This is a genomic window from Haloferax sp. KTX1 (genome assembly GCF_902410085.1).
GTDB lineage: Archaea > Halobacteriota > Halobacteria > Halobacteriales > Haloferacaceae > Haloferax > Haloferax massiliensis.
Genome location: NZ_CABPRH010000020.1, coordinates 22,124 through 29,782, shown reverse-complemented (window position 1 = coordinate 29,782; position 7,659 = coordinate 22,124). Strand labels below are relative to the sequence as shown.

Here is a 7,659-nt window from a genome sequence, read left to right as displayed (position 1 = left end):
GTCTTGGACGGGGCCGGGGACGCAGTAGGCGTCCTCGATTTGGTAGTGCTTCCCGTCGAAGCTCGCGCCGTCGCTACCGGCGGCCCACATGCGCTTCATGAGGCGGATGGACTCGTCGAGCCGCATCAGGCGCTCGAAGCCGTCGCGGTACTCCCAGCCGTAGGCGTCGTACTCCGGTTCGTGCCAGCCCGCGCCGAGGCCGAGTTCCAGCCGGCCGTCGGAAATCACGTCGAGCGTGGCCGCCATCTTGGCGACGAGCGCCGGGTTGCGGTAGTCGTTACAGAGGACGAGCGAGCCGAGGTTGATGTCCTCGGTGAAGCCGGCGATGGCCGACAGCAGCGTCCAGCACTCGTACTCGGCGTGGTCGCGGCCCAAAAGCAGGTGGTCGGGTGCCCACGCCGCGTCGAAGCCGAGTTCCTCCGCCTTCTGGACGCCCATCTTGGTCGTCTCCCAGTCGAGCGCCTCGTACGCCGGCGTGTCGCGGTGCGTCGGCTCGGTCCCCTCGTCGGGCGCGCCCGCGAAGACGGGGACGTTGTACTCGAAGCTGATGTCAGACATCGTTACTCGATGGCGAAGTGTTCGAGCGCCTCGCGGTTCAGTTGCGTGCTGACGCCGGGTTCGTCGGGGAGCGGAATCGATCCGTTTTCCGGCGACGGCGGGTTCTGGAAGATGGCGTCGGCGTAGGTCGACTCGCGTTTCTCCTGTCGCTCCTCGAACCACTCGGGGGTCGGGAAGTACTCCGCCATCGGCATGTTCGTGTGCCCGGCGATGGCGTGGAGCGTCGGGTTCGTGCCGGCGTGCGGGATGACGGGCACGTCGTGGACTTCGGCCATGTCGGCGACCTTCTTGAGTTCCGTGATGCCGCCGACGCGACCCACGTCGGGCTGGAGGATGTCGACCGCACCCGCTTCGAGGAGGTCCTCGTGGCCCCAGCGGGTGAACTCGTGTTCGCCGCCCGAAATCGGCATCGGCGCGGCCTCGCGGACCTCGGCGTAGCCGGAGATGTCGTCGGCGATGACCGGCTCCTCGACCCACGCCATGTCGTACTTGCCGAGGCGTTGGGTCATCTCCTTTGCGTACTTGACCGACCAGCCCATGTAGGCGTCGCCCGCGATTTCGATGTCGTCGCCGACGGCGTCGCGGACCGTCGCGACGATTTCCTCGTTTTTCTTCATGCCCGCGCGGCCGTCCTCGGGGCCGTGGAGGAACCGGAGCTTCATCGCGTCGAAGCCCTCCTCGACGTACTGGACGGCCTCGCGTTCGAGCTTCTCCATGTCGACGGGGTGGAGGTTCGACGCGTAGGCGGGAATCTCGTCTTTGGTGGGGCCGCCGAGCAGTTCGTACACCGGCTTGCCGGCCTCCTTCCCGGCGATGTCCCACAGCGCCTGATCGACCGCGCTGATGGCCATGATGGCGACGCCCTTCCGGCCGAACGGGAGCGTGGCGCGGTACATCTGTTCCCAGAGCAGCTCGCGCTGCATCGGGTCCTCGCCGACGACGAGTTTCGAGAGCGTCTCCTCGACGACGGTGGCGATGGCCCCGGTGCCCCAGTTGCCGACGCCGACGCCGGTGATGCCCGCATCGGTCTCGACCTCGACCACCACGTCGCCCACCGGCCCCATCCACTTGCGGCGGGCCTGCGGGTTCTCGCCGTCGACGTTGCGGTACTCGTCGTACTTCGACATGATGGTGACGAGCGGGAACTCGATGAACTCGCCCCACGACTCGTTGCTGATTTTCGTCGCTGAGATGTCTGTAATCTCCATGATTTGTTTGGTACAACTTCACATCCAATCGGCACGGGTAAAATAGTTTCTGTCGTCGGGCGGTCCGCGGCCGGAAAGCGGGGTCGCTCAGCCGTCGAACTGGAAGACCGGCTTGCAGGTCTCGGAGTCGAGGAACGCCTCGAACGCCTCGGCCGGGTCGTCGACGCCGTAGGAGGTGTCGATAATCTTGTCGACCGCGATTTCGCCGCGCTCCATGAGTCGAAGCGCCTGTTCGAAGTTCGTCCACGTCGACCCGTAAGAGGTGTTGATGTCGACCTCGCCGCGGACGGTCGACGTGAGGCTGAGTTCGCTCGGCGAGTTCGGGATGCCGACGACGACGATTTGGCCGCCCTTGCGGACGACGTCGTTCCCGGAGACGACGCCGCTTCGGTGGCCCGTCGCGTCGAAGACGACGTCGAATCCGACGCCGTCGGTCTGCGATTCGACCCGCTCGTCGAGGCCGCCTTCTGCTTCGAGGTTCACCGTGTCGATGCCGAGGTCTTCGAGCAGCGGGAGGCGATACGCCGCGTCCTGCCCGAGCCCGGAGACGACGACGTTCGCGCCGAGAGAGTCGGCGACGGCGGCGACGAGGACGCCGATTGGGCCCGGCCCCTCGACGAGGACGTTATCGCCCGGCGTCGTCACCGACTGGTCGAGGACCGCGCGCGTGGCGATGCTCGTCGGTTCGGTGATAGCCGCGTGCCGGAGCGGCACGTCCTCGGGGACGGCGTGGACGTGTTCGGGGGCGACGGTGACGTACTCGGTGTACGCGCCGTCGCGGTGCATGCCGGTGATAGAGAAGTTCTGGCAGACGTTGGGCTGACCGTTCTTACACTGGAAACAGTGCCCGCAGTCGTGAATCGGCTCCTCGACGACCTTGTCGCCGACCGCGAACGTCTCGACGTTCTCGCCGACCTCGGCGACCGTCCCGGAGTACTCGTGGCCCATGACGCGCGGGATGGGAATCCACTCGTAGCCGCCGTCGTACTTGTAGGCGTGGGCGTCGCTCCCGCAGAGTCCCGCGGTATGGACCTTGATGAGCAGTTCGTCTGCGTCGGGAGTGGGGACCTCCCGCTCCTGTGTCTCTACCGAGCGCGGCCCGGTCTGAATAATGGCTTTCATAGTTGCGAATAACCGTGTGAGTTCGTCTCGGTTACACCATGTGAACACACCGATTAATATGTTTGGGTGCGGGCGGGGAATTTCGGCCGTAGCGCGGCTGAAGCCGCGGCTCTGCGTGCCGCGAGACACCACGCCCGCCGACGTTTGCTGGGGGGTAGTCGCGCCGAGTTATATTTCGACGCCGTCCGACTCCGACGACTGGGACTGCGATTGGACGGACGCCCGGTTTTCGATACGCCGGCCCTTGCGCAGCGCCTCCGTCTCGGCGTCGAACAGGTAGACGTGTTCGGGCGCGATGGAAAGCGACAGCGTGTCACCGGCCGACAGCCCGTGGAACTCGCCGATTTCGGCTGTGACGTCGCCCATGGGGCCGTCGCCGTGGACGATGGCTTTCGTTCCGACCGGCTCGATGACGCGGATATCGACGTCGAAGGTCAGTCCGTCGGCGCGCCGCTTGCCCGTCTGGTAGAAGTCCTGCGGCCGGAAGCCGACGTTGACGCCGCCGGGCGGCACCTCCGCGTCGAGGGCGTCGCTCGGCAGTTCGAAGCTCACGCCGTCGAGTTCGACGCGAACGCCGTCGGCGGCCTCCTCGACGACGCCGTCGTAGATGTTCATGTCCGGACTGCCGACGAACTGCGCGACGAAGAGGTTCGCGGGCTCGTTGAACACCTCCTCCGGGCGACCCAACTGCTGGAGCGCGCCGTCGTTGAGGACGGCGATTTTGTCGGCGATAGTCATCGCCTCCTCCTGGTTGTGGGTGACGTACGCGGAGGTGATTCCGACCTCGGACTGCAGTTCGTCGATTTCGGTCCGCATCGTCTTGCGGAGCTTCGCGTCGAGGTTCGCGAGCGGCTCGTCGAACAGGAACAGCCGCGGCTCGCGGATGATCGCTCGGCCGAGCGCGACGCGCTGTTTCTGCCCGCCCGAAAGCTGTGCGGGCTTGTTGTTCAGGAGCTGTTCGATTTCGAGCATCGTCGCCACTTCCTCGACCCGCTCGTTGACGTCCGCCGTCGACATGCCGTTGTCCTCCCGCTTGAGGCCGAACCCGAGGTTCTCTCGGACGGTCATATGCGGATAGAGCGCGAAGTCCTGGAACACCATCGCCACGTCGCGGTTGCGGGCTTTGATGTCGTTGACGACGACGTCGTCGAAGCGAATCTCACCGGAGGTCGGCGTCTCCAGTCCGCCGATCATCCGGAGCGTCGTCGTCTTCCCGCACCCGCTCGGGCCGAGCAAAACGAGAAACTCCCCGTCTTCAACGTCAATGTCGAGTTCGTCGACTGCGACGACGCCGTCTTTGTCGGGGTCGCCGAAAATCTTCGTGACACCGTCTACTGTGAGGTGTGTCATTGTAAATCATTAGCGTGTTGCGCCTCTTAAACCTAGCGACCGACGGCAAACGTTGACCGGGACGTTCGGTACGTCGAGACGGCGGGAGAAGGGTGTTATCCCTTAATCGCGCCGCCGGTGAGTCCCTGCACGAAGTAGCGCTGGATGTAGGCCAGTCCGAGCAGGACGGGAAGCGAGATGATGATGGAGGCCGCGGCGACGACGTTCCACTGGGTGTTGAACCCCTGCACGAACGTCAGGAGGCCCGGCGGAACCGTGTACCGCGAGTTGTCGAGGAGCGTCAGCGCGAACACCAACTCGTTCCACGCGAGGAGGAACGCGAAGATGAACGACGCGATGAGCGAGTTCCGCGCCATCGGGACGATGACGTACCAGAACGTCTCTATCGAGCTACACTGGTCGATGCGCGAGGCCTCGATAATCGAGTCCGGGAAGTCGTCGAAAAAGCCCTTCATCAGCCAGACGACGAACGGCGCGGTCATCGCGCCGTAGATGAAGATCAACACGAGGTGCGTGTTGAACAGGCCGAGCGCCGAGACGAGTTCCCACTCGGGGACCATGATGGCGGTCCCCGGGAACATCAGCGACGCGAGGAAGATGCTCATGAGCGCGTTCTTCCCGACGAAGTCGCGGCGCGAGAGCACGTACGACGCGGCCGTCCCGAGGACGAGCGCGATCGCGCCCGCGCCGACGGCGACTTTCAGGCTGTTCAGCACGAGCGACAGGATGTCGATGTCGATGGCCGACGACGCCTGCCAGCCGAACAGGTTAGCGAACAGCGAGGTGTAGCCGCCCGCCTGAATCGACGACTCGACGACGAGCCGGAAGCCCTCCAACGAGAAGTCGTTCGGGTACACCGTCGGCGGAATCTGCTGAATCTCCGCGGTGGTCTTGAACGCCGTCACGACCATCCAGTACAGCGGGAAGAGGACGAACGCGAAGACGACGAGCGTCAGGAGCGAAACCGCCGTCTTGCGGACGTACGCGCCCGCCGTGGTGTCGAACAGCCACGACTCGTTGCGCCGGAACTCGGCGGCCGGGTCGGGGTCTTGCGCCGCCATCAGACGTCACCCCGCACTTGGTCGTACACCTGAATGTAGTAGTACGAGAACACGAGCAGGACGACGAACAGGATGAGCGACAGCGCCGACGCCAGCCCCACGTCGAAGTCGACGAACGCCGTCCGGTAAATCATGACCGGGAGCGTGCTGCTGGAGACGCCGGGGCCGCCCTTCGTCATCACCCAAATCATCGAGAAGTTCCTGATGTTGTAGATGAGCATCAGGAGGAACCCGATGGCGAGGTTGTACCGCATCATCGGGATGGTGATGAACCGGAACTGCTCCCACGGTGTCGCGCCGTCCATGCGCGCGGCCTCGTAGAGATGCTCGTCGATGCCCTGCAAGGACGTGAGCGTCAACAGCGCGAAAAGCGGTGCGAGCCGCCAAATCATCCCGATGATGGGGGGCCACAACGAGAGCTCCGTCGAGCCGAGCATGACGATGTACTCGTCGACGACGCCGAGCTGGACGAGCAGTTCGTTGATGATGCCCTGCGACCCGCCGAACATGAACTGCCAGATGGACGCGCCGACGACCCGCGGGAGGACCCACGGGATGAGCACGATTGCGCTCGCGACGCTCGTGTACGGGAGCTTCTCGTGGAGGAGCCAGCCCATCAGGAAGCCGAGGACGATAGCGGCGGAACTGCCGACGACGACCCAGATGAGCGTGTTCCACAGGACCTGATGGATAGTCGGATTCGACCAGATTTCGGCGTAGTTCGCCAGTCCGACGAACTCGGCCTCGCTGGGCGCGAGCAGGTCTTTGTTGAAGAAGCTCGAATAGATGGCTTGCGCGATGGGATAGAGGATGAACAGTCCGACGAGCGCCGTCACCGGCAGGACCGGGAGGTACACCTTGACGCCCTCCGGAATCCGCTCGGAGACGCTCTCGAACGAGCCCCTCGCCTGCTTCGAGTAGCTCATGGCCGTAACTCACCGCCGTTGGGCCGCCGTCGTTCGAGCGACGGTTCGAGTCGCATCGTCAGGCGAGCTCCTCGTCGATGACTTCCTGAACCGATTCGTTGGCGGCGCTACAGGCCTCTTCGGCCGTCGCGTTGCCGAGGACGACCGGCTGGATGACCTCGGTGTTGATGATGCTCTGGACCGACGCGATGCCCGAGAACGACGGGAACCGCGAGGTGCGCGTGAACAGGTCGTCGTTCTCGTACAGCGTCACGAGGTCGCCGAACTGGCTCCGGAAGAGGTCGCTCGGGTCCTCGAAGGCGCTCTTGAGCGTCGGGACGCGCCCGCGGATGCCCACGTCGTTCTCGGCGTCGTAGGTCCACGGCGCGAGCTGTTCTTCGGTGTTCCACCACTCGGTGAAGTCGAAGGCGGCCTGCAGTTCGGCCTCCGAGTCGGTTCCGTTGCCGAGCATGAAGCCCTGCGCGTTCTGCAAGAGCAGGTCGCGGGGTTCGAAGCTCCCCGACGGGCTGTCCGGAAGCGGCGCGCGGGTGACGGTGTGGCCCTCGCCGTCAAGCCACGCCTGCGGCGCGCCGGTCGTCTGGTAGACCGCGTTCGCGTGGGAGTACGTGATGAAGATGCCGGACTCGCCCTCGCGGAGGAGCCGTCCCGCACCGATGTGGTCGTTTTCGGCCATCGAGTCGGGGAACAGCCCGGCCTCGGCGATGTCCTGATAGAGCTTGACGGCGTCGACGAAGCCGGGTTGGTCGACCGTCGCCTCCAGCGTCTCGGGGTCGAAGTACCGACCGCCGTTGGCGTAGACGAAGCCGATGAAGTAGCCGGTCGTCAGGCCGAAGTCGGTCCCCGGCGCGGTAATCGCCGCCGACACCTCGTCGAGCTCCTGCATCTCCTCGCCGAGTTGGATGAGTTCCCCCCAGTTGCGCGGCGGGCTGTCGAAGCTCGTCTGTTCGAGGTAGTCGGTTCGGATGTCCACGAACGGACCGAGGTCGGCGTAGCCGCCGGGGAGCCCCCACTGTCGTTCCCCGTCGGTGTCGCCGAGGCTGTCGTAAATCTGGGTGTCGACGTTCGCCTGAATGAACCGGCTGTTTATCTCCTCCAACTGGTCGGCGAACTGCTCTTGGTCGAGCGGCTGAATTGCGCTCGCGCCGACGTAGTCCGGAATCTGCTGGGTCTGGCCGGCCATCACGTCCGGGAGGTTGTCGTTGGCCGCCGCGGACGCGATAATCTGGTACTTCTGTCCCCACTCTTGGTGCTGGTAGGTGACGTCGTGGTCGCCGTAACCGCTGTAGTGATTGCTGATGTACTCCCGCTCTGCGGGAATGCCGCCGAACAGCCAGAAGTCGAGGGACTGCGACCCGGACCCGCCGCCGCCGGAACCGCCGTCGGAACCGCCGCCACCGTCGTTTCCGCCACCCATACAACCCGCCAACGCCGCCG

General features: G+C 65.0%; 7 protein-coding genes. All 7 read right to left on the bottom strand.

Annotation, left to right across the window (positions count from 1 at the left end; genetic code table 11):
* A partial coding sequence (locus FY251_RS20065) for an LLM class flavin-dependent oxidoreductase (RefSeq protein WP_148416748.1) occupies positions 1-558 on the bottom strand: 558 nt, incomplete at its 3' end.
* 2 nt (positions 559-560) lie between these two features.
* Positions 561-1,766: an L-rhamnonate dehydratase gene (gene rhcD / locus FY251_RS20060; protein ID WP_148416747.1), complete on the bottom strand. Its 1,206-nt coding sequence runs from the start codon at positions 1,764-1,766 to the stop codon at positions 561-563.
* Positions 1,767-1,853: 87 nt separating this feature from the next.
* On the bottom strand, positions 1,854-2,888 hold the full coding sequence (gene rhcE, locus FY251_RS20055; RefSeq protein ID WP_148416746.1) for a 2-keto-3-deoxy-L-rhamnonate dehydrogenase: 1,035 nt from the start codon (positions 2,886-2,888) through the stop codon (positions 1,854-1,856).
* Positions 2,889-3,056: 168 nt separating this feature from the next.
* Complete coding sequence (locus tag FY251_RS20050; protein ID WP_042665830.1) at positions 3,057-4,238, bottom strand: ABC transporter ATP-binding protein; 1,182 nt, start codon at positions 4,236-4,238, stop codon at positions 3,057-3,059.
* Between the two features lie 95 nt (positions 4,239-4,333).
* Positions 4,334-5,299 carry a carbohydrate ABC transporter permease gene (locus FY251_RS20045; RefSeq protein WP_042665829.1) on the bottom strand — a complete coding sequence of 322 codons (966 nt, stop codon included), beginning with the start codon at positions 5,297-5,299 and terminating at the stop codon, positions 4,334-4,336.
* A complete protein-coding gene (locus FY251_RS20040; protein WP_148416745.1) occupies positions 5,299-6,225 on the bottom strand; it encodes a carbohydrate ABC transporter permease in 927 nt (308 codons plus the stop codon). The genes FY251_RS20045 and FY251_RS20040 overlap by 1 nt, the downstream gene beginning before the upstream one ends.
* Before the next feature lie 58 nt (positions 6,226-6,283).
* Complete coding sequence (locus FY251_RS20035; protein ID WP_148416744.1) at positions 6,284-7,639, bottom strand: ABC transporter substrate-binding protein; 1,356 nt, start codon at positions 7,637-7,639, stop codon at positions 6,284-6,286.
* Positions 7,640-7,659 lie beyond the last annotated feature (20 nt).